The 23,984-nt window shown below is 69.0% G+C and carries 30 protein-coding genes and 1 pseudogene; 17 read left to right on the top strand and 14 right to left on the bottom strand.

Annotated elements, in window-relative coordinates:
- Positions 1 to 38 precede the first annotated feature (38 nt).
- The 3 genes and pseudogenes from ltrA to ABD333_RS45415 all read left to right on the top strand — a co-directional run bounded on the left by ltrA (position 39) and on the right by ABD333_RS45415 (position 2,997).
- Positions 39 to 1,433, top strand: coding sequence for a group II intron reverse transcriptase/maturase (gene ltrA / locus ABD333_RS45425; RefSeq protein WP_344549141.1), 1,395 nt, complete (start codon positions 39 to 41; stop codon positions 1,431 to 1,433).
- 106 nt (positions 1,434 to 1,539) lie between these two features.
- A pseudogene (locus ABD333_RS45420) lies at positions 1,540 to 2,355 on the top strand (transposase); the annotation flags it as partial.
- A gap of 174 nt (positions 2,356 to 2,529) precedes the next feature.
- Complete coding sequence (locus ABD333_RS45415) at positions 2,530 to 2,997, top strand: hypothetical protein (RefSeq protein WP_344549140.1); 468 nt, start codon at positions 2,530 to 2,532, stop codon at positions 2,995 to 2,997.
- 26 nt (positions 2,998 to 3,023) lie between these two features.
- On the opposite strand, the gene ABD333_RS45410 is transcribed toward ABD333_RS45415, so the two are convergent.
- From ABD333_RS45410 to ABD333_RS45395, 4 genes are all read right to left on the bottom strand, one after another.
- On the bottom strand, positions 3,024 to 3,482 hold the full coding sequence (locus ABD333_RS45410) for a hypothetical protein (RefSeq protein WP_344549139.1): 459 nt from the start codon (positions 3,480 to 3,482) through the stop codon (positions 3,024 to 3,026).
- Entirely contained in the window at positions 3,479 to 4,159 is a 681-nt protein-coding gene (locus ABD333_RS45405) for a hypothetical protein (RefSeq protein ID WP_344549138.1), read from the bottom strand. The genes ABD333_RS45410 and ABD333_RS45405 overlap by 4 nt, the downstream gene beginning before the upstream one ends.
- Entirely contained in the window at positions 4,156 to 4,767 is a 612-nt protein-coding gene (locus ABD333_RS45400) for a hypothetical protein (RefSeq protein ID WP_344549137.1), read from the bottom strand. The genes ABD333_RS45405 and ABD333_RS45400 overlap by 4 nt, the downstream gene beginning before the upstream one ends.
- 94 nt (positions 4,768 to 4,861) lie before the next feature.
- A complete protein-coding gene (locus ABD333_RS45395; RefSeq protein WP_344549136.1) occupies positions 4,862 to 5,461 on the bottom strand; it encodes a helix-turn-helix domain-containing protein in 600 nt (199 codons plus the stop codon).
- 82 nt (positions 5,462 to 5,543) lie between these two features.
- Between ABD333_RS45395 and ABD333_RS45390 the strand changes: the two genes are divergently transcribed.
- The 3 genes from ABD333_RS45390 to ABD333_RS45380 all read left to right on the top strand — a co-directional run bounded on the left by ABD333_RS45390 (position 5,544) and on the right by ABD333_RS45380 (position 9,007).
- Positions 5,544 to 7,355, top strand: a complete 1,812-nt coding sequence (locus ABD333_RS45390; RefSeq protein WP_344549135.1) for a CocE/NonD family hydrolase — start codon at positions 5,544 to 5,546, stop codon at positions 7,353 to 7,355.
- A 654-nt stretch (positions 7,356 to 8,009) separates the two neighbouring features.
- Positions 8,010 to 8,543 (top strand): hypothetical protein, encoded by a 534-nt coding sequence (locus ABD333_RS45385; protein WP_344549134.1) that lies wholly within the window; start codon positions 8,010 to 8,012, stop codon positions 8,541 to 8,543.
- Entirely contained in the window at positions 8,540 to 9,007 is a 468-nt protein-coding gene (locus ABD333_RS45380; protein WP_344549133.1) for a GNAT family N-acetyltransferase, read from the top strand. Before ABD333_RS45385 ends, ABD333_RS45380 begins: the two co-directional genes overlap by 4 nt.
- A 506-nt stretch (positions 9,008 to 9,513) precedes the next feature.
- On the opposite strand, the gene ABD333_RS45375 is transcribed toward ABD333_RS45380, so the two are convergent.
- Both ABD333_RS45375 and ABD333_RS45370 read right to left on the bottom strand, forming a co-directional pair.
- Positions 9,514 to 9,939, bottom strand: coding sequence for a RidA family protein (locus ABD333_RS45375; protein WP_344549132.1), 426 nt, complete (start codon positions 9,937 to 9,939; stop codon positions 9,514 to 9,516).
- Between the two features lie 49 nt (positions 9,940 to 9,988).
- The gene (locus ABD333_RS45370; protein WP_344549131.1) at positions 9,989 to 10,477 is read right to left on the bottom strand and encodes a hypothetical protein; all 489 of its coding nucleotides are present in this window, start codon (positions 10,475 to 10,477) and stop codon (positions 9,989 to 9,991) included.
- Positions 10,478 to 10,742: 265 nt separating this feature from the next.
- Between ABD333_RS45370 and ABD333_RS45365 the strand changes: the two genes are divergently transcribed.
- Positions 10,743 to 11,018: a carbohydrate-binding module family 14 protein gene (locus tag ABD333_RS45365; protein WP_344549130.1), complete on the top strand. Its 276-nt coding sequence runs from the start codon at positions 10,743 to 10,745 to the stop codon at positions 11,016 to 11,018.
- Between the two features lie 18 nt (positions 11,019 to 11,036).
- On the opposite strand, the gene ABD333_RS45360 is transcribed toward ABD333_RS45365, so the two are convergent.
- Positions 11,037 to 11,162 (bottom strand): hypothetical protein, encoded by a 126-nt coding sequence (locus ABD333_RS45360; protein WP_344549129.1) that lies wholly within the window; start codon positions 11,160 to 11,162, stop codon positions 11,037 to 11,039.
- Between the two features lie 179 nt (positions 11,163 to 11,341).
- On the opposite strand from ABD333_RS45360, the gene ABD333_RS45355 reads away from it, so the two are divergent.
- The 4 genes from ABD333_RS45355 (at position 11,342) to ABD333_RS45340 (ending at position 14,792) form a co-directional block, all read left to right on the top strand.
- Positions 11,342 to 11,554, top strand: coding sequence for a hypothetical protein (locus tag ABD333_RS45355; protein ID WP_344549128.1), 213 nt, complete (start codon positions 11,342 to 11,344; stop codon positions 11,552 to 11,554).
- A 671-nt stretch (positions 11,555 to 12,225) separates the two neighbouring features.
- Entirely contained in the window at positions 12,226 to 12,765 is a 540-nt protein-coding gene (locus tag ABD333_RS45350; protein WP_344549127.1) for a hypothetical protein, read from the top strand.
- A gap of 271 nt (positions 12,766 to 13,036) precedes the next feature.
- Positions 13,037 to 14,308 carry a hypothetical protein gene (locus ABD333_RS45345; protein WP_344549126.1) on the top strand — a complete coding sequence of 424 codons (1,272 nt, stop codon included), beginning with the start codon at positions 13,037 to 13,039 and terminating at the stop codon, positions 14,306 to 14,308.
- Between the two features lie 256 nt (positions 14,309 to 14,564).
- The gene (locus ABD333_RS45340; RefSeq protein WP_344549125.1) at positions 14,565 to 14,792 is read left to right on the top strand and encodes a hypothetical protein; all 228 of its coding nucleotides are present in this window, start codon (positions 14,565 to 14,567) and stop codon (positions 14,790 to 14,792) included.
- Here ABD333_RS45340 and ABD333_RS45335 read toward each other — a convergent pair.
- The 5 genes from ABD333_RS45335 to ABD333_RS45315 form a co-directional block, all read right to left on the bottom strand.
- Complete coding sequence (locus ABD333_RS45335; RefSeq protein WP_344549124.1) at positions 14,789 to 15,814, bottom strand: S8 family serine peptidase; 1,026 nt, start codon at positions 15,812 to 15,814, stop codon at positions 14,789 to 14,791. The genes ABD333_RS45340 and ABD333_RS45335 overlap by 4 nt on opposite strands.
- Positions 15,815 to 15,855: 41 nt before the next feature.
- Positions 15,856 to 16,053: a hypothetical protein gene (locus ABD333_RS45330; RefSeq protein ID WP_344549123.1), complete on the bottom strand. Its 198-nt coding sequence runs from the start codon at positions 16,051 to 16,053 to the stop codon at positions 15,856 to 15,858.
- Between the two features lie 26 nt (positions 16,054 to 16,079).
- Positions 16,080 to 18,152, bottom strand: a complete 2,073-nt coding sequence (locus ABD333_RS45325) for a PatA/PatG family cyanobactin maturation protease (RefSeq protein WP_344549122.1) — start codon at positions 18,150 to 18,152, stop codon at positions 16,080 to 16,082.
- A gap of 95 nt (positions 18,153 to 18,247) precedes the next feature.
- Positions 18,248 to 18,394 (bottom strand): hypothetical protein, encoded by a 147-nt coding sequence (locus ABD333_RS45320; RefSeq protein ID WP_344549121.1) that lies wholly within the window; start codon positions 18,392 to 18,394, stop codon positions 18,248 to 18,250.
- A 551-nt stretch (positions 18,395 to 18,945) separates the two neighbouring features.
- Entirely contained in the window at positions 18,946 to 19,353 is a 408-nt protein-coding gene (locus ABD333_RS45315; RefSeq protein WP_344549120.1) for a hypothetical protein, read from the bottom strand.
- A gap of 191 nt (positions 19,354 to 19,544) precedes the next feature.
- Here ABD333_RS45315 and ABD333_RS45310 point away from each other — a divergent pair, with 191 nt between their 5' ends.
- Positions 19,545 to 19,733 (top strand): hypothetical protein, encoded by a 189-nt coding sequence (locus tag ABD333_RS45310; protein ID WP_344549119.1) that lies wholly within the window; start codon positions 19,545 to 19,547, stop codon positions 19,731 to 19,733.
- A gap of 596 nt (positions 19,734 to 20,329) precedes the next feature.
- On the opposite strand, the gene ABD333_RS45305 is transcribed toward ABD333_RS45310, so the two are convergent.
- Positions 20,330 to 20,479 (bottom strand): hypothetical protein, encoded by a 150-nt coding sequence (locus ABD333_RS45305; RefSeq protein WP_344549118.1) that lies wholly within the window; start codon positions 20,477 to 20,479, stop codon positions 20,330 to 20,332.
- Between the two features lie 391 nt (positions 20,480 to 20,870).
- Between ABD333_RS45305 and ABD333_RS45300 the strand changes: the two genes are divergently transcribed.
- From ABD333_RS45300 to ABD333_RS45280, 5 genes are all read left to right on the top strand, one after another.
- On the top strand, positions 20,871 to 21,227 hold the full coding sequence (locus ABD333_RS45300) for a hypothetical protein (protein WP_344549117.1): 357 nt from the start codon (positions 20,871 to 20,873) through the stop codon (positions 21,225 to 21,227).
- A gap of 372 nt (positions 21,228 to 21,599) precedes the next feature.
- A complete protein-coding gene (locus tag ABD333_RS45295; RefSeq protein WP_344549116.1) occupies positions 21,600 to 21,920 on the top strand; it encodes a chaplin in 321 nt (106 codons plus the stop codon).
- A 209-nt stretch (positions 21,921 to 22,129) separates the two neighbouring features.
- On the top strand, positions 22,130 to 22,390 hold the full coding sequence (locus ABD333_RS45290; RefSeq protein WP_344549115.1) for a hypothetical protein: 261 nt from the start codon (positions 22,130 to 22,132) through the stop codon (positions 22,388 to 22,390).
- A 56-nt stretch (positions 22,391 to 22,446) separates the two neighbouring features.
- The gene (locus tag ABD333_RS45285; protein ID WP_344549114.1) at positions 22,447 to 22,749 is read left to right on the top strand and encodes a hypothetical protein; all 303 of its coding nucleotides are present in this window, start codon (positions 22,447 to 22,449) and stop codon (positions 22,747 to 22,749) included.
- A 128-nt stretch (positions 22,750 to 22,877) separates the two neighbouring features.
- Entirely contained in the window at positions 22,878 to 23,192 is a 315-nt protein-coding gene (locus ABD333_RS45280; RefSeq protein WP_344549113.1) for a chaplin family protein, read from the top strand.
- Positions 23,193 to 23,340: 148 nt separating this feature from the next.
- On the opposite strand, the gene ABD333_RS45275 is transcribed toward ABD333_RS45280, so the two are convergent.
- Positions 23,341 to 23,640 (bottom strand): chaplin family protein, encoded by a 300-nt coding sequence (locus tag ABD333_RS45275; RefSeq protein WP_344549112.1) that lies wholly within the window; start codon positions 23,638 to 23,640, stop codon positions 23,341 to 23,343.
- Positions 23,641 to 23,984 lie beyond the last annotated feature (344 nt).

The raw sequence follows: 23,984 nt of genomic DNA, 5'->3' as shown, positions 1-23,984 counted from the left end.
GGCCCTCGGTGCAGGTTGCCGAGGTACGGGTACGGAAGATGCAGACCAAACTGCACCGTTGGGCGGTCGCCGATCACGGCTTCCGGTTCGACGATGTCTTCAACTTCGTCTGCGACCCGGCCACCTTGGTGATGGCCTTCGAACGGGTCGCGGGCAACAAAGGAGCCCGGACGGCGGGCGTGGACGGCATCCGTGCCGCCGACGTTGAGGCGTCCGGAGCGGCAGCGCACCTGAACCTCATCCGTTCAGCACTCAGGGCTGGGGCGTTTGAGCCTGTGCCAGTGCGGGAGCGGATGATTCCCAAGTCCGGCGGGAAGCTGCGCCGGCTGGGGATCCCGACCGTGACTGACCGGGTGGTGCAGGCGGCGTTGAAGCTGGTCCTGGAGCCGATCTTCGAGGCGGACTTTCGTCCGTGCTCGTATGGTTTCCGGCCGAACCGGCGCGCGCACGACGCGATCGCCGAGATTCACCTGTTCGGCTCCCAGGGGTATCGCTGGGTGCTGGACGCCGACATCGAGGCGTGCTTTGACCGCATCGACCACGCGGCCCTGATGGACCGCGTTCGGATGCGGGTGAAGGACAAGCGGGTGTTGGCGTTGGTGAAGGCGTTCCTGAAAGCCGGGATCATGACCGAGCTCGGCGAACGGAACGAGACCAGCTCCGGAACACCGCAAGGTGGCGTGCTCTCGCCCCTGCTGGCCAACATCGCGTTGTCGGTGCTCGACGACTTTGCCGCCGAGCATTGGGAGACAGCGATGGCGACCCGGCGGGACCGCGAACGACGACGACAGCACGGACTGGGGACCTGGCGGCTGGTCCGCTATGCGGACGATTTCGTCATCATGGTCCACGGCACCCGGAAACACGTCGAACAGCTTCGCGGGCAGGTGAGTGAGGTCCTGGCACCGATGGGCCTGGTCCTGTCACCGGCCAAGACCAGAATCGTCCACCTTGCGGACGGGTTCGACTTCCTCGGCTTTCGCATCGTGTGGAGGCGTAAACGAGGAACGGACAAGTGGCATGTCTATACCTTCATCGCCGACAAGCCGGTCGCGTCGTTGAAGCGGAAGATCAAGGCACTGACCCAGAGGTTGTCGCATCTCGATTACAAGGTCGCGCTGATCCAGATCAACCGGGTCTTGCGTGGCTGGGCCAACTACTTCAAACACGCGGTCGCCAAGCACACCCTGCAACGCCTGCACACCTTCGTCTGGTGGCGGGTGATCCGCTGGGTGATGCACCGGCATCGCATGACGTGGACGGCCATCCGGCGACGGTTCCGGGACCCGCATGGGCACTGGGAACCCGTCGACCTGGACGGGATCACCCTGTTCGACCTCGGCCGAGTACCGATCACCCGGTATCGCTACCGAGGCAACAGCATCCCCAGCCCTTGGCCAGAGGCTCTGAACGAGCCGATCCCAACGGCATGACCTCGTGGAGAGCCCGGTGCGGAGTAATTCGCACGCCGGGTTCGGCGGGCGGGTCGGGGAAACCCACCGGGAGCAATCCCGGCAGGGCGCCCCGGCCCGACCCAACAACCTGTGCGACAAGACCCTGGCTGAGGTTCGTTCCCACAGCGCCTGCTGGGCCACCGTCAACCCGCCCCGCCCGGCCGGTGTCCGCGAACAGACCACCCGCGAGCGCTGGCAGCAGATCCACGACCTGCTGAACAAAGGCGTCGGCCTGCTGGAATGCGCCCGCCGCCTGAACCTGTCCCTCAACACCGTCAAGCGCTACGCCCGCACCCGCGAGCCCGAGGCCTTGCGTCGCGCTCCGCGCTACCGGCCCACCCTCGTTGATCCGTACCGCGATCACCTGCGCCAGCGGCGCGCCACCGACCCAGCAGTCCCAGTCCTGCAGTTGTTCCGTGAGATCAAAGAGCTCGGCTACACCGGCAGCCTCAACCTGCTCTATCGCTACATCACCCAAGGTCGAGCCGAAGGAGACCGGCCCGTCATCACCCCGCGGCGCCTGGCCCGCCTCCTGCTTACCCGCCCCGACCGGCTGCGTGAGGCCGACGCCCAGCTGTTGCCAGAGCTCACGGCCGCCTGCCCCGAGCTGGCCGAACTCGCCCGCCTGGTCCGCAGCTTCGCCGACCTCCTCACCCCCGCCGAAGCCAACGACGCCAAACTCACCGCCTGGATCACCGCCACCCGAGCCGCTGACCTGCCTCACCTGCACGGCTTCGCCAACGGCCTCGAACTCGACCGCAACGCCGTCAACGCCGGCCTCACCCTCCCGCACCACAACGGCCGAACCGAAGGCGTCAACACCCGCACAAAGAGGCTCATGCGACAAATGCACGGACGAGCCGGGTTCGACCTCCTACGCCACCGCATCCTGCTGCACTGAGGGTCACTCAACGCCACCACCGAATACGGGACAGAGCCTTGGTCCTCCTGGATGGCGGCGCGTGTTGCGTTTCCCGGGGCTGGGTGTGACGAAGGTCGCGTGCGTGGTCAGTGCCGGGCCGGTCATCGCGGAAACGGGTGTGCATAGCGGAGCGTAGTCAGTGATCATGGGCTGGTGCCTGATTTGCTGTGGGAGGACGTTCAGCGGTTGTTCGAGCCGGACGGCTCGTTGCTGGATGCGTATGTCTTCGATACGACCGTTGCCGACTGGCAGAACTTCGTTGATCTTGTCCGTTCTGCTGGCTGGTGGTTCGCCTATTCCGAGGACGGTCAGGTGGGGCGGTTGCCTGATCGCGTGGAGGGCGTGTTGGCTCGAAGCGGTGAGCTGGCGTTGCTTCTGCAGGTGAGGCCGGTCCCGGAGGTGCTGGTCAACGTCCACTTCTTCGTGGAAGAGGAGATCGAGGCCGATTTCGATCCCCGGGAGCTTCGGGGCCAGGAGCAGCTCGATGCTGTGTGCGTGTTCCTTCGGGCTGTCGGGCGGCGGTTGGGCAAACCGGTGGTCCTCACTCCCGAGAACGGCCCTGCCTATCCGTTGATCGGATACGACCTTGCCGCTGATCAGGTCCTGTTGCTCGGGTCCTGAGGTGATCGGATAGCTGGTGAGGGACATCAGCTGGATGGGCCTGCCCCGGTCGTTCGCGTTGGGAGTCGGCGTACTCGTGAGTCGCGGTCGCTGTGGTGGCGGAGTCGGAGGATCTCTTCGTGCTGAGCAGCGAGGCGGGAGAGGGCTTCGTTGCGGAAGGCGGTGAGTTCTTCGATGGTCTGGTCTCGGCTGGTGAGGCGCTCCTCCAGCGCGGTGATCTCGGTTTTGAGCCGGCTGATCTGGGCGTCGCGCGGGTCGGGAGTGTCGCCTGCTTCACGGATGGCGGCAAGGCGGCTTTCGAACTCTTCGCGCAGGTGGGCGTAGGGCCGGTTGCCGTAGAAGGCGGTCCGGTCGATGCCGGATTCGCTGGCCAGGGTCTTGATGTCGCATTTTCCGCCGGGCGGCAGCTCGCCGCGCAGGATCCGATCGATGGCGGCGCGGATCTTTGTCTCGTTGTGGTGGCGTTGTTGGGGGCTGAGTCTCACGTGCTTGCTTCGGTTGCGGTGTCGATCGCGGTGATGACGCGGGTGGCGCGGTCGTAGTCGGCTTGGAGGCGGGTTCGTTCGGTTCGCCGGGTGGGGCCGAGCTCACCGAGGAAGGTCTTGGTCTTGTCTGCGTGGTCGGCCCAGACGGACCGGTGGCCGGGGTGGTGGGTGGCTTGCGGGCAGCGGGCGGAGTCACACATGCCAATGAGAGGCTTGTCGGCGGTAGGGGTGCCGGCCAGCCGCAGGCAGAGGGCTCGGGACGGGTCGGTGAACCAGCAGTAGTTCGCCAGTCCGAGATGCAGCACCTTGGCGCGTTTGGTGAGAAGGCTGAGGATCTCTCGGTCGTTGCGCTGGACCTTCGCCGCAGGGGCGTCGGCGGGGTCGAGTTTGGCGTCGATGTGGGCGAAGGACTCCGTCAGCTCGCGGGCGCCGGGCCCGGCGGGCATGATGCCCTGCTGGTAGTTGCGGAACTCCTCCCAGACCAGATCGAGGTTGCGTTCGCTCTCGTGCTTGTTGGCCTCGGCGAGGAGTTCGGCCTGGGCGCCGCCGGGGCGAGAGGCGTAGCCCTCGGTGGTGGCGACGGCCACGTGCTTGAGATGGATCTTGGTGGCGAGGACCCCGCCGGGCCGGTAGGCCAGCTCGATCGCCAGGGTGCGCCGCAGCGCTCGCAGGTTCACCGGGTCGTTCGGGATCGGCGCGAGGCCCAGGCGCTGGCCGGCTGGCCGTTCACCCAGTTCCGGAACCAGGTGTAGCGAACGTCGAAGGCGAACCGGCCCAGCAGCGCAGCCCCGTCGACCGGTTTGTGGTGGAGTTGTTCGAGGAGACCGGCTGCGGTGTAGGCGGGCTGGATGACGACCCACTCGTCGTCAACGCCACCGAGCGCCTGGCCTTTGATGACCTTGCTGGCGATCCGGTAGCGGACCAGGCCCGGCCCGTGGGTGTCGGGTGGTCGGCGACAGCCGACTTGCAGTTCCATCAGTTCGCTGGAACGCATCCCGGAGACCGCGGCGAGGGTGGTGATCGCGGCGGTCCGGACGATTCCGATGACGGCGGTGGCCTGCAGCCGGTCCAGCGGAAGGGTCCAAGGAATCTGGCCGGAGCCGTCAGCGAGTGTGATCGGTGCGGCGTTGCGGGCGAACTGCTTAGCGGCGCCGACGCGGCCCAGCGTGATCTCGACTGCGTCGCGCAGGTCGGGGAGCCATCGGGTGTAGAACTGGGTGACTCCGACGGCTCCCTGAACGAGCCGGACGGCATCTTCGGCACGATCGAGTCGGTGACAGGTCACCCCGCGACGACCTTGCCGCAATTCGTGGAAAGGAACCGCCACCTGTTCACCGGCTGATTCCGTCCGAAGTTCGGCGGCGCCCGAAAGGCCCTGCTCACACGATGTGCGGGTTGCCCGGCAGCCATGGCTTGATATCCATGACCAGAAAGTACTCGCACGGATCGGTCGACACGTTGGCGAAAGCGTGCGGGCGGTCTCCGGGATAGGAGATCGCCTCGCCGTCTGCGAGTTCATGGCCCGTCCCCCCCACGGTGACGGTCAGGGTGCCCCGCTCGACGGTCACCCACTCCCGGGAGCCCGGCGCGTGCGGGGAGAACTCGGCCACCCGCGTCCCCGGTGGGGCCGTGACCCGGACGACCTGAAGGCCGTGATCCTCCAGCGGGGGCGAGAGCAGCCGCCACTCCCAGCCGTCCTCGTCTCGTGACGTCCGCACGTCCTCGCGGCGCAGTACGGCGACCGGGTCGGCCTCGCGCTGGCCGAGCAGCCGTCCGATCGGCGCGCCGAGACCGCTGGCGATCCGGTCGAGCACCAGGATCGAGGGCAGCTTCGCGCCCCGTTCCACGTCGGACAGCATGCTGCGGCTCACCCCGCTGCGGGCCGCCAGATCGTCCAGGGACAGGCCGGCGGCCTGCCGCGCGCCGCGGATGCGCGGGCCGAGCGCGTCGACCTGGAGCCCGGTCGAGAAGACGTCCATGATTGACAGCCTCCACTATAGAGGACTTAAATCCGCTATAGCGGATCCGTTCGGGGTCGGCCTGGCGCAGAGGGAGACCGGAGTGGAACACGATAGCGACCACCGGGCGCACGGCGAGGACCCCGCCCGTAGCGAGGCACGTGATGGGATGCGCATCGACCGGCAGGTGCCGATCCGGATGGACGACGGTGCGGTGCTCCGCGCGGACGTCTACCGGCCGGACGGCGAGGGCCGCCACCCGGTGGTCCTCAGCCATGGCCCCTACGCCAAGGGCTCGCCGTTCCAGGACGCCTATCCGGTCCAGTGGGACGCCATGGTCACCGAGTTCCCGGAGATCACCCGGGACTCGTCGGGCCGGTACCAGGCCTGGGAGGTCGTCGACCCGGAACGGTGGGTACCCGACGGGTACGCGGTCGTGCGGGTGGACTCGCGGGGAAGCGGCTGGTCGCCCGGGTTCCTGGACGTGCTGTCGCCGCGCGAGACCCGCGACCTGTACGACTGCGTCGAATGGGCCGCCGCACAGCCTTGGAGCACGGGCCGGGTCGGGCTCTGCGGCATCTCCTACTACGCCATCAACGCCTGGCTGGTGGCAGGCCTCCAGCCGCCGCACCTGACCGCGATGATCCCTTGGGAGGGCGTCGCCGACTTCTACCGGGACGCCGGCTACCACGGGGGCATCCCCTCGGAATTCAGCCGGTTCTGGTACCCCGGCGAGGTGCTCCCCGTTCAGTACGGAAACGGAGAACGGTCTTTCACCGACCCGAACACCGGGGACTCTGCCGCCGGCCCCGTCACCCTGACCGAAGAGGAGCTCGCCGCCGCGCGCACCGACGTCATCGCGGAGATGCAGAGGCGTCCCCTGGACGACACCTGGTATCGCGAACGGTCCGCGGACTGGTCCAAGATCACCGTTCCGTTCCTCTCCGCGGCGAACTGGGGCGGCCAGGGACTGCATTCACGGGGCAACTTCGAGGGATTCACCCAGGCCGCCTCCGAGCAGAAATGGCTGGAGGTGCACGGCCTTGAGCACTGGACGATGTTCTACAACGACTACGGGCTGTCGCTGCAGAAGCGCTTCTTCGGGCATTTCCTCAAAGGCGAGGACACCGGCTGGGAGGCCGAGCCGAGGGTCCGCATGCAGGTCAGGCATGCGGACGGCATCGTCACCGAACGCTTCGAGAACGAGTGGCCGCTGGCTCGAACGAAGTGGACGCCGTTCCACCTCGACACCCGTGGCAGCGGCCTCGTGGAAGGCGGGGCGAAGGTCGCGGAGCGAGCCGAGGAGGACGGCCCGGCCTCCGGCGAGCACGGTGTGAGCTACGAGGCGACCGGCGGTGACGTCACCTTCTGGACGCCACCGCTCGATCGCGAGGTCGAGATCACCGGGCCGATCGCCGCGAAGTTGTTCGTCAGCTCCTCGACCAGCGACGCCGACTTGTTCACCATCGTCCGGGTGTTCCGGCCGGACGGATCCGAGGTCGTGTTCCGCGGCGCCCTCGATGCGAACACCCCCATCGGGCAGGGATGGCTGCGCGCGTCGCACCGGGAACTGGACGAGGAGCGCAGCCTTCCCCACCGCCCGTACCACCGGCACCGCCGGGTCCTCCCGCTCAACCCCGGCGAGGTGTACGAGCTGGACATCGAGATCTGGCCGACCTGCGTCGTGGTGCCACCCGGCCACCGGATCGCGCTCACCGTGCGGAGCACCGACTACGAGTACGGCGGCGAGCCCCACCCGCTCAACGAACGCCTCCCGTACCCGACGGACGGCTGCGGTCCCTGCACCCACGTCAACAACACAGAGACAGGTTCGGCGCTCGTCACCGTCCATTCCGGCGGACGGTATGACTCTCACCTGCTCCTGCCCGTGATCCCGCGCTCCGAGTCCGGATGACCCGACGAGAAGAGTGAGGAGTCAGTGCGGCCGGCCCGGGCGGCCATGCCGACGACGAGTTCCGCCGTGGCGTCCAGGATCCCGGCATCGCGGAGACACCGGCCTGGTCGACCAGCTCGGCGACCACGCCCAAGCCATCGCCACCGCCGACCCTGCTCGCAAGGCCGATCTGTACACCAAACTCGGCCTGCGCCTGACCTGCCACCCCGGAAAACAAACAGTGCGGGCCGAGGCTCACCTCGATACCCGCACCGCGTGGGAAATGGTTTGTGGTCCGTGGGGGATTTGAACCAATCTCCCACGGTGGTCATCCCACTCGGGCACGTCTCCATCGACGCCGACGCCCTTGTCGAGAGGCCGGAGGGCTGAGCGGCCATGGTGAACGCCAAGCCTTCCTCCGCAGAGCGAGTTATCCGGTGGGCCTCCACAGCCAGCGTCATCGCGCTGGCCGGCATCGCCGCAGTGATCAGCTATAAGCGCATGTACCAGCTGGTCTCCCCAGCCATTAGATCAAGGTTGTTGCAGTCCGGCAGGCCGGACACTAGGCCGTTCCCGGGATTTCCATGGGGGAACGGCCTCGTGCGGTGAGCGTTTGCCAGGGGGCCACGGGCAGGGCAGGGGCGGAGCTGGCAAAGGTGATGCGATCATTGCCGCGTGATCATTGACGATGCGGCCACCTGCGCGCAGTCTCTGCCCCTTGGGAATCTGGACGCTTTGCGTGCGCTTGCCGAGGGACACCACGGGCGGACCGTGCGCTCGCTCGGCATGTCCCAGGCCGCCGGGCATCTGGTCAAGTCGTACGCGATCGAGGCTCCCGGCCGGGTCGTGACCAGCCAGGAAGGGCAGGCGGCGCTGCGAATCGCGTGCGACTACCTGGCATCGGCATACCTGCGGGGTTCGTTGGGATTGTCGGTGCTGCTGGTGCACGCCGGTGGCGACGGCGACTACGTGCTCGTGCACACCTGGACCGAGGGCTACATGTCCGATCTCGCGATCTTCACCGGGCCGGCCGGTGACGTCGGCGGGTTGAGGCCCGGCCGGTCGGGCCTGGCCCCCTGCGTCTGGGAGGCCGCGGTGTTGGCCCACGAGCGGGACGCCTTCAGCCGGCACGTGCTGGACGGAGACGGCTCGCTCGAAGAACGGCTGGCGGTTTGGCGCGATGACCTATTGGAAGGCCAAGTGCGATGACGGGCCTTCCGACCCGGGTACGGCATGCACGCCCTGCCGATCTACCGCACGTCGCCCTTCTGGCAGCCGAGCATGCCGCCTACGAGAAGGCACCGCCACCGCCCGCGGATCTTGCCCAGCGGTTGAAGAAACTGCTGTTCGGGCCGACGGCTGCGCGCTTGCGCTGCTTCGTCGCCGAGTCGGCGGACGGCGAGATCGTCGGATACGCCTCATGCGCATCCGAGCTGGCCACGTGGAGCGGTGCTGAATATCTCCACATGGACTGCCTGTTCCTGCGTGACGGCTACCGTGGACTACGGCTGGGCCCGATGCTCGTAGAGGCGGTGCTGGCGGAGGCACGCGCGCTGGGCCTCGACCAAGTGCAGTGGCAGACTCCTGCATGGAACGAAGGCGCCATCAGGTTCTACGATCGCCTCGGCGCCCAGGGGCAGGAAAAGCGCCGCTACTCGCTGTCGGTCAACTGAGATGTACTGGCTGCCCCAGTGAGCAGATGCTGCTCGACGAGATGGTCGCCGCCCTGCCGCGAGAGCCCGCTACGGTTTCTGGCCTACGGCCTGGCCTGGCAGGGATGACCGCGCCGAGCAGGTGCGAGCTCAGCGACGCGTTCTCCATCCCACTCGGCCGCCCATCAGCGCCATCGCACGCCCCGCCATGGCGCACCGGTCCAGGCCCGCCACTTGATCTATCGAAGAGCTGCCGCTTGGCCACTTCGTGGGATGCTCCTGTGGTGCCGCGCTACGACCCGTTTGTTTGCGATGTTGAGCCGTCACGAAGACCAGCCGGGTGGGCTGGTCGGACGGGAAACTCCAGCGGTGGGCCTGAACTCCCTTGCCAGAGCGAGTCGCCCTCATCGAGCTGTACCGTTGGCCAGTCTCGGAACTGGACGCCGTGAACAGGTCCTTCTCCGCACCAAAAGGTGGCGTGCCAGCTTCCATGGTTCCCTGGCCAACCGGGCATTTCCTGCGTGGTGCTAGTCGTCGATAACCGCGATCGCTTCAACCTCGATGAGGTATTCGGGATCGGACAGTGTCTGGATGCCGATCAGTGCATCGGCCGGCTTATGGTCTCCGAACAGCACCACCCTCGCCTTCTCGATCACCGGCAGGTACTCCCGCCTGTGTCCGACCACGTAGATGATGAGCTTGGTGACCTGTTCGGGCCGGGCGCCCGCCGCGGCCAGCGCCCGGCCAACGTTGGCGAACACCTGGTGCGCCTGGGCCGCCAAGTCACCCCGGCCGACCAGATCGCCATTCCGATCCTCAGGTTCCTGCCCTGCGACGAACACCAGGCGGGTTCCGGTCGCGATGACGACCTGAGTGTAGGTGGCCGGGGCGCTGACGCTGCCCTGCCATCCACCTTTAGGCGGCACCCCCCTGACCGGCCCCCAGACCGGCACCGCTGAGCCATCGACGGTGGACGGTCGGGGGACGGGGTTGGTGGCGGGGTCAGCACATGTGGGTGGTGACCGTGCTGCGCTCTTGGGGCATGCGGACATGCCCGCCAGCGGTGAAGGTGAAGTACCCGTTGATGGCGAAGGTGTAGTCGCCGGCGCCCTGGCAGTTGAAGGCGAACCGGTCGACCAGGCGCAGGTAGCCATCGGCGTCGCTGGTGCTGTCGTAGCTGCCGGCCTTGATGACCTCGTTGTTCTTGCGAATCTCGAAGTCGCCCTTGGCTCTGCATCGGGTGCGGTCCCACAGGACCGCTCCGCCCCAGCACTCGACGTCGAGGCGGGCGTGTGAGCCTTCGCTTTGCAGGCACATGTTCCACACCGCGCTCCTGCCCTCGGTGCCCCGGCTGTCCTGGCTGCCGGTGCACGTCTCGGACCGCCGCGTCTGAGCTGGGGTGGTGGTCTGGGAGGCGGTCTGGGCGTGGGCGGGTACGGCCGGCACGAGCAGGGCCGCGGCGGCGCCGATCAGCAGAAGACGACGAGACACCAGGCATCAGCTCCCTTGGGGGTGACACGGCGGCACACACCACCGCAACAACGCAAAGTATCTATTCGACGACTCTGAGTAATCAATTGTCTTGCCGGCCACCTTCGGCTGCTGCAAACCGCCGGGCCGGGTCGCGGTGGACGCCAACCCCGAGCCGCACAGTGCACGGAATCTGTGCCATTACCGGCCAGTAACCGGCGACCGGCCTCGATGAGCCCCGGGGGCGGGGGTTTTCACCGACCAATGCACCTTATACGCTGAGTATATGTCCAACTACACTAAGTGGAAGGTGGGGGTGGTCCTCACCACCCTGCTCGCCGGGCCGGTCCTGGCGCACACCGCCGCATCTGCCGCCGCGGCGGGACCGGCGTCTCCGTGCCCGCGGGTTCAAGGCCTGTTCGCCAACCCCGACGATCCGCACAGCTTCTACCACTGCGACCACGGCATCGCCTACCTGAAGCGCTGTCCCGCAAACCTGCACTTCAACCCGATCCTGCTGGTGTGCGACTGGCCCGAGAACGCCGGCAACCCCGCCGCCTGAGCCCCGCCACAACCCGGGTCAGCGCGGATCGTTCAGGCCCATCCGCCAGCCCGCGCCGTTGCCGTAGTGCCACAGCCACACCTGTTGTCGGGCGCGCTGCATCGGCCGCCCCGGCGCCGGCCCCATCACCCGGAGCAGGTCCACGCCGCCGAGCTTGGCGCCGAGGAGCCCGCCGAGGTGCCGCCGCCGTTGCCGCCCTTGCCGCCGTCGCCGACCGGAAGTCGTGGATGCCTGAGTGAGTGCGGTAACAGAAGTGGTACCGGCGGTGAGAGGAGCTTCGCGCGCTGCACCGGACCGCCCATGGCAGGGGTAGGAACCGGGCCATGATGCGTACCCTGTCCCGCCTGCTTGCCTTGGCCACACTGGTCGGCGCTACCGTCGCCGCCGCCACGATCCCCGCGCACGCGCACGCCGCCGCGGCGGGTCCCGCCCAGCCGGCCCCGCCCGGAGGAGAGCTCTGCACCCTCATCAGCAACATCGCCTTCGATCTGTGCAGCTCGTTCGCTCCCCCCTCGGAACCTTCTGGGAACTCCTGAACCCCTGGATGAGCGGATCGAAGACAGCCCGCCACTGAAGCCCGTCGACCGACCAGGCGAGCGAGTCGGCGCTGTGCAGTCCGGGCGCGGCGGCGGCCAGGGCCAGGCCGTCACCACACCGGACGCGCCGCGCACCCTGCCGGCCCGGTACCCGATCCGGCCGTGAGCAGCGATGAGGCGTGCGGAATCCCGGGACTGCGCAGTCCCGGGATTCCGTGATCCCGGGATCATGTCCCGGTCGTCGCACGGCCTTGGAGAGGCTGTGAGAACTCCAGAATCGGTGCCGAGATAAACGGCATGGCCTGGGCGTTCGCGTTGGAGTCGATAGAGGGGAAGGCTCCAGTTGAAGATGGAATGCAGGAACATGGGGCTGTAGAGGACGACGAGCGTCACCAGGAAGGCCAGGTCCAACCCCTCGCCGAACGCCAGGTAGAGGACCAGGACGACGGCGCTCATCACCGGGACGAGCAGGTGGTAGCCCAAGCCGAACCTCAGATAGCGCCCCAGCAGCACGTAGGAGCGGCGGTTCATCTCGCCACCGCTGTCGCGCCAACGGGCACAAGACGCGACAGTGACGGCATTCTGCCCTCTCTGCGGCGCGGGGTGCACAGCCGTCGGTCTTGACGACCGGCTCGGCGCATCCTGCACGGAGCTTGCGGGATAGTGGCGTGATGACCGACCGCATCGAGGTGGACCCGAGCGACGGCCCCTGGCTGAACTCGGTCCTGCAACGGGTGTTCGCGGCGCGCCGCGATGGCGACCAGGACGAGGCCAGGCGGCTGCTGGACTACGCCCGCGCCGAAGGTGGCGCGGAGCTGGGCAGGGTGGCCGAGCTGCTCGCTGCGGCCGATACCGCGCGAGCCAAGGCGATCGCGCGTGGCCGCGAGATGGAGCCGTTCGGGATCAGCCTGGCTCCCAAGGGCACACTGCTGTGCGACTTTTGCGCAGCGCCGGATCCGGTCGTCTACTACCCGGTCACCGAGTTCGAGATTGCCGCGCCGGGCGGGAGTTGGCTGTCGGGTGACCGGTTCTGCGCCTGTGCCGCGTGCCGCCGGTTCGTCGACGGCTCGGACAGCCCTTCGGACAACGCCGCGCTGGCGTGCTGGCGGCTGTGGCCTGGCTCGTCAGGCATCCGGCCCCCGATCATGGTGTACCGAACCGGTCGTGACCGACGACGATACGCCAGCCATGACGGCAGGTCCGGTACATGAGCCCGGCGACGCTGTGCTGACCGCTCAAGGGAGGATGAGGCTGGGCGGGTGGCGAGGCGGCCGGGCCTGCGTGATTCGTCCCAGGCGCCGGCCGGGGGCTGACTAGGCTGGGGATCCCTTCGAAACCGGCCCAAATTGGGGAGCGCGCATGGACAGCGAGGACCAGACCGCGAACTGCCGCGAGTCCCTCGGCGACGGCCTGGCCGAGCCGTTCGGCGGCGTGTGATGGCCACATACCTCCTGCGCGTCACCGCCGCGATCAAGCTCGGTGATGGCGACGACAACCGCCAGGTGGCCGAGCCAGGTGGCCGAGCAGCTCGTCACCGCGCTGCCCGCCGCCGACTTCGGTGTCACCGCGCACCTGTTGGACGACCGGCCCGGCTTCTACGTCCTTGATCTGCCCATCGAAGGCGGCGACGACCCGACTAAGCCCGGCATCCGTGACCGCGAGAGAGACGCTCTGAAGCTCCGCGCCGCCGAGGCCGCGCGCGAGGGAACCGGCCGCCACGTCGTGGTGGTGCCTGCGCTGTACGGGCAGAACCTGGACGAACTCGTCGCCACCGCGACGGCGCACTACAACTCGGGGCTCGGCTGGACGCTACGCGACACGAAGGTGGCGCGCGACTGGGCCCGCTACGACGAACTGCGCGCCGCGATCGGACACCTGGGCGCCGGGCAGTTCACAACGCTCGGCACGACTCCGCCCCCAGAACCCGACGATCCGCGGCCCTGGCCCGACCGTGACGAGGTCCTGACCGACATTCCCGAGCCGCAGCGGACCGCCATCCTCAAGATGCATCAGCTCTGGGACGACCTGTCCAGCGCGTGCAAGGCGGTTCTGCGCGACGCGCCGGAGGCTGAACCTGATCGGCTTGAGGCGACCGAGGACTTCGCGCCGGCACTGGTCGAGCTGGACGCCGCACTCCAGGACGGCGCGAGGGAGGTGGTGTACGAGGCCGCCGTCCGGCTGCAGGCCAGCATCGACGCCGACCTCATGGATGCCTTGGCCGCCGGTCAGCTGCGCAAGCCCGAGCTGGCGCTGTTCGGCGGCGTGATGATGATGCGCGGCACGCTGCACTCGATGATGGAGATGCAGGCCGAACTCGACGCCGCCACCGAAAAGACCGAGGCCGCCCTCACCGCAGCGCAGGACCCCGGCGCTCAGCCGAGCGAGCCGCCCTCACCGCAGGGCGACCCGGGGATCAACGACGACGGCACGTTGCAGCCCGGCCCCGACCCTCGCGCCGACGCCCGCATCGACCAGCTGGCGTGGGAAGCCGCGGTGAAGGTGTCGAACAACGACAAGCTCGATCTCGCCACCGACACCGAACTGCCGCTGGCGGCCGCGATCTGGCGGGCGTCCGGCCGCCCGGTCGACTGGGAGGCCTTCCAGCACGGCCCGGATGCCGGGAACCATCCGGTGTACCTGCTGGCCAGCCGCCGCATGGAGATTGTCGCCGCTCGCGCGGGCCGCGGTGAGCCGCTGTGCCCCGAGCTGGCCGAGCTGAAAGCCCGCAACGCCCGGCAGCGCCCGAACGGGTAGAACGCCGTCGGGACCTGAGGAGCTCGGAGCCTTGGTGGTGGCAGCACGACTCCCCGGCGTTGCTGTTCCGGCTGGCGTGCGAGTACCTGATCTCGGCGAAGGTGATCCGGCCAGGTCCGGTGTCGGTGGTGAGGCGGGTCGCGCACGCCCGTGAGGTGGCGCGGCGGGAGACCTTCGACCGGCTGGCCCGCGAGTTCACCGATGAGCGCCGCGCCGGGCCGGACGGGCTGCTGGTGGTGGACGCGGCGATCGGGGGATGCCCCGGCTGCGGTGGTTGGGCAAGGGCCCGGTGGAGGCCTCGCCGACGGCGGTGAAGGCCGAGATCGCCAAGCTGGAGTTCCTGCGCGGGATGGACGCGCATCGGCTGGATCTGTCGGTGTTGCGGGCGGAGCGGCGCCGGTTCCTGGCCACGGTGGGGCACCGTTTGACGGCGCAGGCGTGCAGCGGCGCGACCCCGAGCGCCGGCCCGTGGGGTTGCGGTTAGGGCTGTGCTGCCGGTCCGGGTGCGGGCTGGAGGGGCGCAAGGGCGTGGAACAGGTGTGCGGTGGCGGCGGGCAGGTCGAGGTAGCCGTTCAGGCAGCGTTCGGGCCGGCCGTGGGCCTGGTCGCGGGTGCAGGGGCGGGCGGTGGCCAGTAGCGCGTCGCCGATGGCGAGCGGGTCGGGGTGCTGGCCGAAGTGGTGTTGCAGGCTGATCAGTAGTGCGGCGATGCCGGTGGTCAGGGCGACGGCGGTGCAGGTGCCCTTGCGGGGTTTGATGCCGCCGTCGCCGGGGGTGGCGCCGAGCACCGCTTCGCCGAGGGTGACCAAGCCGTGGCCGGTGTAGGCGGGGCCGTGGTTGCTGAAGTAGAACATGGCGCCGTCGGCGCGGTGCGCGCCGACGGCGAGCACGCCGGGCAGCAGGGCGGGGGCGATGGCGCAGGCGCCGTAGTCGTTGCCGGCGGGTGCGGTGATGAGCACGCCTGCTTGCAGGGCGTGGGTGATGGCGCGTTTGAGCAGGGGGTGGGCGTCGTCGGAGGCGGTGTGGTGGGCCGGCGTGTACTGGATGACGGCGGCGCCGGCCTCGACCAGTTCTTCGATGGCGTGGGCGGCCGACAGGGGGTCGGGCGGGTTGTCTTCGTCGGCCGGGTCGGTGACGAACACTGCGCGGCAGTGGGGGGCCAGGCCGGGCAGGACGCTGCCGTGTCGGCCGGTCAGCACGCTGGCGGTGAAGGTGCCGTGCTGGGCTGCCTGGTCGTCGGCTGGGGTGGGGGGCAGCCACCACGGATCGCGTGTCTGTACGTGTGCGGTGTCCAGGCAGGGGTGGGTGAGGTCGGGTGGGCCGTCGACGACGCCGATGATGACGTCGGGGTGGCCGAGGGTGTGCTGCCATAGGGCGTCGATGCCGGGTACCGCCTGGCCGGGGTAGCGGGCGTGGGGTATCGCGGCGGGGCCGGGGCCGGCCGGGTCCTCCTGATGCCGGGCGGCGGCCTCCTCCTCCGGCGGCGTGGTCGGGGTGGTGTGGGGCATGGGGCGGGCGCTCCTGGGGCCTGGGAATGCCGGGGCCGGGGTTACCGGGCCGACAGTTTGGCCTGCTCGTAGGTGGGCGGGTTGTAGGCGGCGGGATCGTTGATGTTGGCGTTGAACAGCAGCCGGTCGCGTGCGCGGCTCAGGTGGGTGGGGGTGCGCGGCTGCAGGCTGATGGTGGTGTGCGGGGCGATCATCAGGTCGCGGCGTACGGGCGGCGGCTGGGGCGGCAGCAGGGACATGAGCGCGTTTCTCCTTCCCTTCGGGGTCAGGCTTCGGGCCAGGAGCGGACGGGGCCGAGCGTGACCGGCAGCACGTCCTTGACGTCGATGGTGAAGCGGTAGACGCGCTTGGCCCGCCTGCTGTTGTCGGGGTCGAAGAAGCGCAGTTTGACGTCCCAGCAGTCGCTGTCGGGCCGGCCGTAGGGGCTCTTCTCGGTTTCGATGTCCCCCAGGGCCATGCCCTTGCCGAGGGCCTCGGCCAGGGTCTGGCGGGCCTGCACGGCGTTGGTGGCGGCGAAGTTCAGGGCCCGGTCGCGGCTGGTGGCGCCGAAGTTGCGCAGGTCGTAGTAGATGCGCTGGAGGAAGTCGGCGACCGCGGCCTCCAGGCGGTCCTGATCGGGCGCGGCGCCGGCCTTGTTGTGGGCGGGCACGTCGCATTCGGCGACGGCGTGCGCGAGGCTGGCGACCGACCAGCCGTACAGGCCGCGGGTCAGGTTGATCTCGATCACCGGGACGTGCTGGCCGTTGAACAGCTTGGCGGTGCGGCCCGGTAGGGTGCCGGGCACTGAGATGCGGTCGACGAAGTCGGTGTCGTCGTCGGCCTTGAGCTGGCGGTCCAGGAACGCCGTCAGCCGCTCGTACACCCCGGGCCCGTACCCGCCGACCGGCTCGATCGCATAGATCGGGGTCAGGTCCAGGTTCAGCGTCCAGATCAGCGGCGTAGCCTCCGAGGGGTGCTCGCGCAGGTAGTCCACCATCTGCCGCGCATCGTAGGGATTGCCCGGCAGCGCCACGCCGTCCACCTCCACCGGGGGCATGAGCTGCTTGAAGGTGTCGCGGCGGGCCTCGGTGCCGAAGTCATACCCGAGCGTGCCCAGCGCGTACACCAACCGCCGCGCCGCGGCAGGCTGCGGCCCGGCCGACGGGCTCACCCCACCCTCCCGCCAGCCGGCCGCGGCAGCTGGCACGGGGGCCGACGGAACGAGGGCTGGCGGAGCCGGAGCGGGCGGGGTGGCTGCTGCCGCGGCGGGCTCGGTGCCGCAGCCGCACCCGGCCTCACCCGCCGCGGGCACCAGTCCAGGCTCCAGCGCGGCCTGCCGGCCGGCATCCGCCACCGGGGAGACCGGGGCAGCGGTCGTCGAGGTGATGGAGGCGGAAGAGGACGTGCTGGTCACAGCTGTCACCGCTTTCGTGATGTTGAGGGTTCCGGTCAGATACCGCGCGCAGACCGTGTCCTGGCCCGTGTCCCGGCCGGTGTCCTGGCTCTGGTTGGGGCCGTCGTCGGTGTGGCCGGTGTGTCGGCTGGTGGAGGGGTCGCAGGGGTCGGCGGTGGCGCGAAGCAGGTCGCCGATCGCCAGCAGGTCGGGCTTGCGCCCGTGGCGCAGGTGCAGGCTGGCCAGCAGCGCGGCGACGCCGGTCACGATCGGAGCGGCCAGGCTGGTGCCGCTCATCGTCGTGGCGGCGCCGCCCGGCACCGCGACCGGGATGTCGTGGCCGGGGGCGAGCAGGCCCTGATGCCGGCTGCCTGGTCCGAAGTTGCTCATCGACAGCGGCCGTCCGGCGTCGTCGCAGGCGCCGACCGCCAGCACGCCGGGCAGCGAGGCGGGCACATGATCGCACCGGCAGCCGTCGTTGCCGGCGGCGGCCACCACCAGCACCCCGGCCTCACGGCAGCGGCGGACCGCACGCGCCAGCGCGTCCTCGGCCTCGTCCGGGCCGGCGAGCTGCCCGCCGCTGATGTTGATCACCTGGGCGCCGGCGTCCAAGGCCAGGTCGATGGCGCGGGCCAGATCCAGTTGGGCGGCGCGCCGCCCGCTGGTGAAGACCGGCACGCTGATCGCCCGGCACCCCGGCGCCACCCCCGCCACACCAGCCACGCCCGATCGGGCTGCGCCGTGCCGGGCGAACAGCACACTGGCCACCGCGGTGCCGTGCGCGGCCGCCCGATCAACCGCCGAACCGCCCGGCCACACCTCGCGCAGCTGGGTGAGCCTGGCCCCGGCGAAGACCGGATGCGCCTCATCCACCAGCCCGTCCACCACGGCCACCGCGATCCGGTCATCGCCCGTGGTCAGCCGCCACAACCGGGCCATGCCCGCGATCGCCGCGACCTCGCCCATCACACGCCTTCCCGCAGGTAGCTGGAGCGTCTTGCCTCGGCTTGCCGAGGGAGGTGAGCGCCCGCCAGGCGCAGGCGCTCACCCCCGGGGATCGGCTACTCGTCGCCGTCGTCCGCGAACGGGGCCCAGCGGTAGCCATCCGCGCACTGCTCGACGCCAGCGGCGTCGGCGACGGCAGCGCCGGTGATGACACGCTCGACCGGAGCGGCCAGCACCGGCATGGTGATCGCGTTGTCTGTCATGGTGTGAACCTCCTACTGGCGGCGCCTCCACCGCCTCATGGGGAGAGGCCCGTAGCCAAGCCGCGGCCAGCGGAACTGCCCGCCTCCGCGCCTGCCCTCGACCTCACACGTCGCTGACTGACAGTAGTCATGCAAGTTCGGACCGTGATATCCCGTGAAGGTGAGGTCGCCGTGGCCTTGAGCAACTCGCCATGGCCGCGCCGGACTGACGCCAACGACCGGCCGGTGCTCCATGTGGCCGAGCCCGGGCTGCGCCAAGGTGGACCTGGCGCAGCCCGGGAGGCGGTCGCAGGGCGATCAGGCAAGGGGTGCTTGCCGCCCCTGCGGTGTTGGCAGTCTCCCACCCGGGCCCGGGAACCCGGCTGCGCCGACCCGGGACGAGAAATAGCCTTGCAGGTCAACGAAACTCACGAGAACGTCAGCCGTTCCTGGCCAAGATCACCATTCGGCGGCGTCCGGCACGCGTGGGCGGCGTGGTGGAGCGCCTGTGCTGGCGTCTGCCGCTGATGACTGCTGGACTCCCTGGTACCTCTAGAGGATTCCCATGACGTTCAGCCCGAGCAGCCCCTTCCATTGCTTGTTGTCGAGGTTGCCGGTGACGTTGTCGGGATCTTGGTAGGTAGCGTCTGCGTCGATGTCCAGCAGATGGCTGGCGGTGAAGGCGGTCGTGCCGCACAGGGTGTTGAGCTTGGCCGCGCCGCGCTGGTCATGGTGACCGCCCCTGCGAAGCCGAAGCGGTGATGCTTGGCGTCGACGGTTTTGTCGTTGAACGGGACGCGGTCGAAGGTGCCCAGCTTGAGTGGGTCTTGGTTGTTCAGTGTCGCCGTCACCGAGCCGGTGGACAGATCGATCTGCCAGTCGTTGAGGGTGATGTTCTTTTTGGCCTTGGTGTTCGCCGCGGTGATGCAGGTGCCGGCGGAGGTGATGCGTCCCGCCGCAGACCACGGAAAGAAGAGCAACGGGGCGGCACGTCACTGTGCACCTGGCCACGCCCACGACATGCTGCGCCGGCCAGGGCCAAATCCGGACATGCCGACCGCGTGGCCCGGGGCCGGGCGCAGCCGTACGCTGAGCGAACACCACCCAAGAGTGATCGCGTGATTGCGGACCGACACTCAGGTCGAGACCGGGGGCTACGGGGGAGGCAGTCATGCCGATGCTGGTGATCGAAGGCACCTATCGGGTGATCGGAGCCCGGCCCGACGGCGACTCGGTGCGCTTCACCCCTGCCGACCCCGCCCAATGGGACCTGGTTCCGGGTCCGCACCGGGTGCGGCGCAACAGCAGCGGCGGCGCCCAGCTGCGGTTTCGATTGCGGTCGTGCGGTGCCTTGGTATGAAGTGGCTGGTGTGAAGCTGACGGCCTACGCGTAGGTGTACTCGCCGCAAACGCATCCGCACGTTGCCCGGCATCGCCCGCCCGATCGGCCGGTCCAGACGCTGGCCGAGTTGATCGCCGAGCACGGTGGATCTTCACCACCCCGCTGCCCACCCGCGAGACCGCATGGATGGCCCGGGTGGCCGAGGCGACCGGCGACACCGCGCTGACCGCCATCATCGCTCGCGGCTATGTGGAAGGGAACCTTCGAGCATTTGGCCCACCTGGCTCACGCGACGACGCGGGTCGTGTACGGCGCCCGGGTCGGCATCGAGCCGACCGACCCATTCTGAGTTGCTGCCTACACCCGACCCGAACTTCAGCTGCTGACTGCACCGACGCCCGGATGAGGAGGGGTGGTCTTCGCGGCGTTGGCCAGCGATGGTCCCTCGCTGCTCGTCCGGTTCACCAACGCTGCTGCGCATCGGGAAGCCCCATGCTGGGCCGCGGCGACGCGATGAGGCGTTGATCTCCTCAGGCGCCCGAAGCGACCGCACGCGAGCACACGACCGGCGGCATCGCGTGTCAGCGTGTCGTGCTCCACGACGCCAGAGTCGGTCAGAGCCCGATGGACTTGGTCAGGGCCACCGGGAGACTGAGGACGCTGTTGAGCAGTTGCCCGGTGTCGGCGTGGGCCGGCGCGGCGAGAGCGGTCAGGGTCACTGCGGTGGCGGCCAGCGCCACCAGCAGGGTACGCGTGGTGTGCATCAACGGCTCCGATCACTGAGAGTTCTGTGCGTTCACTGAATTGCCTTCTGGGGTCTGTACGAAACTTGCGCGCGCCGCTGACCTGCGGAAATTGCCCTCCGGCGCCTTCACCAGCCTGACCGCCCGCTGTGTCTTCTGATGATCTCCCAGGTCGGGTGTCGCGGCTGCGATCAGGGGTGACCGGCCGGCAGGACAGCGTTGCCTCGCGCGGCGTTCGACCCGGGGCGACGCCGACGTCAGCGGGCGGCGGGCAGTGCCAGCGGATCGGTGTGCCTGCGGCCTTCCGGCGCCGCGACACCCCGATCACCGTTAGTGATCTCTGCTGGGCTCGTTGTTAGTGTGATCTTCTTGTTTCCGCGCTCTGCCGGGCCGCTCTGGAAGGTCACCGCGCATGGTCACGTCCCTACGACTCACCTCGCGTACGCCGCCGCGCCGCACCCGCGGGATCATGCCCACGCCCGTGACCCCCACAGCCGCCTGCGCGTTGGTCCGCCACCGCCGCCCCGTCACCCGGCCACGCCTGACCGCCACCCTGATCGCGGCCAGCATCGGCCTGGCGCTGCCGGCCGGTCCGGCCACCGCCGCCCGTGCCGACGGCCTCGGTACCGTCGCCGGCAATCTCGTCCAACTACCCACCGGCGTACCTCGCCTCTTCTCCCCCACCGGCATCGGTGAACTCCCCGTCGCTGATGGCATCGACGACACTGGTAAGGCCGCCAGCCGCCTCCTCGAGCGCGAGCTCCGTTAGCCGCTGCGCGCGACCGGCCCCGTTGGTCAGGCTCGCCCGCCCACCTTGACCGTGACCACGCATAAGCGGCAGGCACGTCAAGGGCTAGTGCCGGCGGCGGGTGGCTATGCCGGTGAGAACTTCGCACCGGCAAAGCCAGGCGGGCTTCCAGGTGCCACGCAACGGTGCTCGCAGCGATAGCACTCCGAAGCCGGTAGCGCCACCAAGAGTGCGCACTGCCGCCGTTCTGGAGCGCGATGCCACGACCTCCGCTGATCACCGTCAGTGATTTAGTTGATGCCGGTCGTTAGATTGGTTGATCATCATTGTCTGTCTCCTGAGGTCCGCCCGCACCTGGAGAACCACGCCATGCCCACCACCGCGCCTACGCCCGTGACTCGCACAGCCGCTGACGCCGCCGTGCGCCACCGTCGACTCGCCGCCCGAACGCGCCTGGCCACCACCCTGATCGCGGCCGCCGTCGGCCTGGCGCTGCCGGCCGCTCCGGCCAGGGCCGCCCGCGCCGACGGCCCCGGCACCGTCGCCGGCAACCTCGTCCAAGTACCCACCCGGCTACCTGCGAACGTCTGCGGTAACACCATCGACGTCGTCAGCGCGCTCAATTTCGCGGCCGGCGCCGTCTGCGCCACCGCTGACGACCTCGACGACACCGGTGAGGCCGCCAGCCGCTACCTCGAACGCGAGCTCGGCTAGATCTCGCATACGACCGGCTCCGTTGATCGGACTCGACCGCCCACCCGCGACCGTGGCCACGCGCAAAGGGCAGGCGCAACTCGGCTTCGAGACCCAACACGCTGATCACCATCAGTGATCTTGCGGGCGCCGATCGTTAGATTGGTTGATCATCATCGTCCGATCTCCTCACGGTCCGCCCGCGGCCGCTGCCGGAAGGTCACCGCGTCATGGTCAAGTCCGTGTTCACCGCCGTGCTCACCATGGCGGCGTTCGCCGTCACCGCCGCGGCCGCGGGCAGCGCGCGCGCCGACAACGACCCCGAATCCACGCCCACCGCCGAATGCGGCCACACCGTGCTGCTGTCGCCCGGCGCCGAAGTGCACGGCAGCACGTGCGGCGCCGCCGTCATGCTCGGCCAGAAACTGGTCAAGACCGACACCGACAAGTCCTCCACCCTCGGCGGCATCCTCAGCACCCTGCGCTTTTGACCATCCGGCGCAACCGGCCTTTTGCGGCCTCCTGTACCCGAATCTGGGGAAAGCCCATGCCCGCCGCCACACTCGCCCGGCAGATCACCATCGTGACAATCGCTACCGCAGCCGCCGTGGCCGCTGCGAGCATGGCTACTGCGCCAACCCCTGCCGTCGCCGGAACCGATGTCTACAAGGTCGCCCGCAAAGCCGTCGCCGTGCCTACCAACGTGGTCAAGGACGTCTGCACACGCAGCCCTCTCGTCATGCTCCCACAAAGGCTGGCTGACCCCATCCTCCTCAAGGCGAACACCTGCAGGGAGACCGCAGATGACGTTGGGGAAAGCGCGGAGGCGGCCGTCGGCCTCCTGAAATGACCGCATTGACCGCGACCCGCCCACGGGCCGGCCTGCACATTGGCCGCGACGCGACACCACGATCATGTCGCCTTGGACGCGCCTGGAAAGCAGCATCCGCACCTTGCGTCTGTTACCGCCGGAGAGTCATGCCTACCGCCCTCGTCCGCCTGGCCGCCGCCCTGATCGCGGTCGCCGTCGGCCTGGCCCTGCTGGCCGCACTGACCACCGCCGCCCACGCCGACGACGACAGCCTCGGCGCGGTCGCCGGCAACGCCATCCAAACAGTCACCCACGTGCCTGTGAACGTCTGTGGCAACAACATCGCCTCAGACATCCCCGACGTGGTCGACCTGCTCTCCTTCGATGCCGTGAACGCCAACGGGCTCTGCAAGGAGACCGCTGACGACGTTGAGGAGACCGGCGAGGCCGCCAGCGGGTTCGTCGAACACAACCTCAAATAGCCGTACCGCATGCCGGCTACCTGCGCCTGAGGCGGCCGTCGTGCAGATGGCCCGGCGTCTCGCCCGGCCTCGCCGCGCGGCGTGCTGGTGAGCGGCGGTTCGGGATGTCGGTGACGCTGAAATGTGGGCTGGGGTCCGGCGATGCCTGCTATTTGAGGGTGTGCTCGACGTAGTCGGCGGCGGAATCGCTGGTCTCCTCGAGCTGGTCTGTGGTGTCGGTGCACGCGCTGGTGTCCAGCGCCAGCACCTTCACGACATCGGCGACAGCGCAGACGTTGGCCACCACGTTGGCGGGCACCGCGATGGCGTTGCCGGCGACAGCGCCGGGACTGTTGTCGGAGTTTGCGCGGCTGTCGGGGTCGGCGCGGGCGACGGCCGGGGCGGCCGCAAGAGCCACGGCTGCGGCGGCGACCACGGTGGTCAGGCGAGCAAGTGTGGTGGTGCGCATGGTACGTCCAGTGCTGTTGGGCATTAGTGGTGGCCGGTGAGGGCGGATGGTGAGGCCGCGTGCGGTTCGTCTGCTGTCGAGATCCGTTGATTCCGCTTCGCCAGGGCCGGTGTGCCGCGGGGTCATAGCGGCCGGAAACCCTCGAATGTCGGGGAAACTGAGCAACCGCGCAGCACAGCCGAACCTGCCGGTGTCGACCTGTGCGCGCCCTGCCCGACCTAGGGCCTGTTTCGAAGTCTGGTTCGGGGTGGTCCGGCGTGTCTTGATCGTTAACGTGTGAGGCCTCCGGTAGGTGGTTTAACGACCAAGAAAAACCCGATACCGGAGGCCTCGTGGCCACCCTA

This window comes from Actinomadura fulvescens, from assembly GCF_039533225.1.
Taxonomy (GTDB): domain Bacteria; phylum Actinomycetota; class Actinomycetes; order Streptosporangiales; family Streptosporangiaceae; genus Spirillospora; species Spirillospora fulvescens.
Note: the sequence above shows the minus strand (reverse complement) of the source record. Positions and strands in the feature narration are given on the sequence as shown.

Bases quoted from the DNA above. Each gene is read 5' to 3' on its own strand.
- ABD333_RS45365 (WP_344549130.1), top strand. From the start codon at position 10,743: ATGTCCAACTACACTAAGTGGAAGGTGGGGGTGGTCCTCACCACCCTG.
- ABD333_RS45280 (WP_344549113.1), top strand. From the start codon at position 22,878: ATGCCTACCGCCCTCGTCCGCCTGGCCGCCGCCCTGATCGCGGTCGCC.
- ABD333_RS45350 (WP_344549127.1), top strand. From the start codon at position 12,226: ATGACCGACCGCATCGAGGTGGACCCGAGCGACGGCCCCTGGCTGAAC.
- ABD333_RS45345 (WP_344549126.1), top strand. From the start codon at position 13,037: ATGGCGACGACAACCGCCAGGTGGCCGAGCCAGGTGGCCGAGCAGCTC.
- ABD333_RS45395 (WP_344549136.1), bottom strand. From the start codon at position 5,461: ATGGACGTCTTCTCGACCGGGCTCCAGGTCGACGCGCTCGGCCCGCGC.
- ABD333_RS45310 (WP_344549119.1), top strand. From the start codon at position 19,545: ATGCCGATGCTGGTGATCGAAGGCACCTATCGGGTGATCGGAGCCCGG.
- ABD333_RS45285 (WP_344549114.1), top strand. From the start codon at position 22,447: ATGCCCGCCGCCACACTCGCCCGGCAGATCACCATCGTGACAATCGCT.
- ltrA (WP_344549141.1), top strand. From the start codon at position 39: ATGCAGACCAAACTGCACCGTTGGGCGGTCGCCGATCACGGCTTCCGG.
- ABD333_RS45335 (WP_344549124.1), bottom strand. From the start codon at position 15,814: ATGCCCCACACCACCCCGACCACGCCGCCGGAGGAGGAGGCCGCCGCC.
- ABD333_RS45380 (WP_344549133.1), top strand. From the start codon at position 8,540: ATGACGGGCCTTCCGACCCGGGTACGGCATGCACGCCCTGCCGATCTA.
- ABD333_RS45290 (WP_344549115.1), top strand. From the start codon at position 22,130: ATGGTCAAGTCCGTGTTCACCGCCGTGCTCACCATGGCGGCGTTCGCC.
- ABD333_RS45355 (WP_344549128.1), top strand. From the start codon at position 11,342: ATGATGCGTACCCTGTCCCGCCTGCTTGCCTTGGCCACACTGGTCGGC.
- ABD333_RS45305 (WP_344549118.1), bottom strand. From the start codon at position 20,479: ATGCACACCACGCGTACCCTGCTGGTGGCGCTGGCCGCCACCGCAGTG.
- ABD333_RS45320 (WP_344549121.1), bottom strand. From the start codon at position 18,394: ATGACAGACAACGCGATCACCATGCCGGTGCTGGCCGCTCCGGTCGAG.
- ABD333_RS45325 (WP_344549122.1), bottom strand. From the start codon at position 18,152: ATGGGCGAGGTCGCGGCGATCGCGGGCATGGCCCGGTTGTGGCGGCTG.
- ABD333_RS45330 (WP_344549123.1), bottom strand. From the start codon at position 16,053: ATGTCCCTGCTGCCGCCCCAGCCGCCGCCCGTACGCCGCGACCTGATG.
- ABD333_RS45340 (WP_344549125.1), top strand. From the start codon at position 14,565: ATGCCCCGGCTGCGGTGGTTGGGCAAGGGCCCGGTGGAGGCCTCGCCG.
- ABD333_RS45300 (WP_344549117.1), top strand. From the start codon at position 20,871: ATGGTCACGTCCCTACGACTCACCTCGCGTACGCCGCCGCGCCGCACC.
- ABD333_RS45275 (WP_344549112.1), bottom strand. From the start codon at position 23,640: ATGCGCACCACCACACTTGCTCGCCTGACCACCGTGGTCGCCGCCGCA.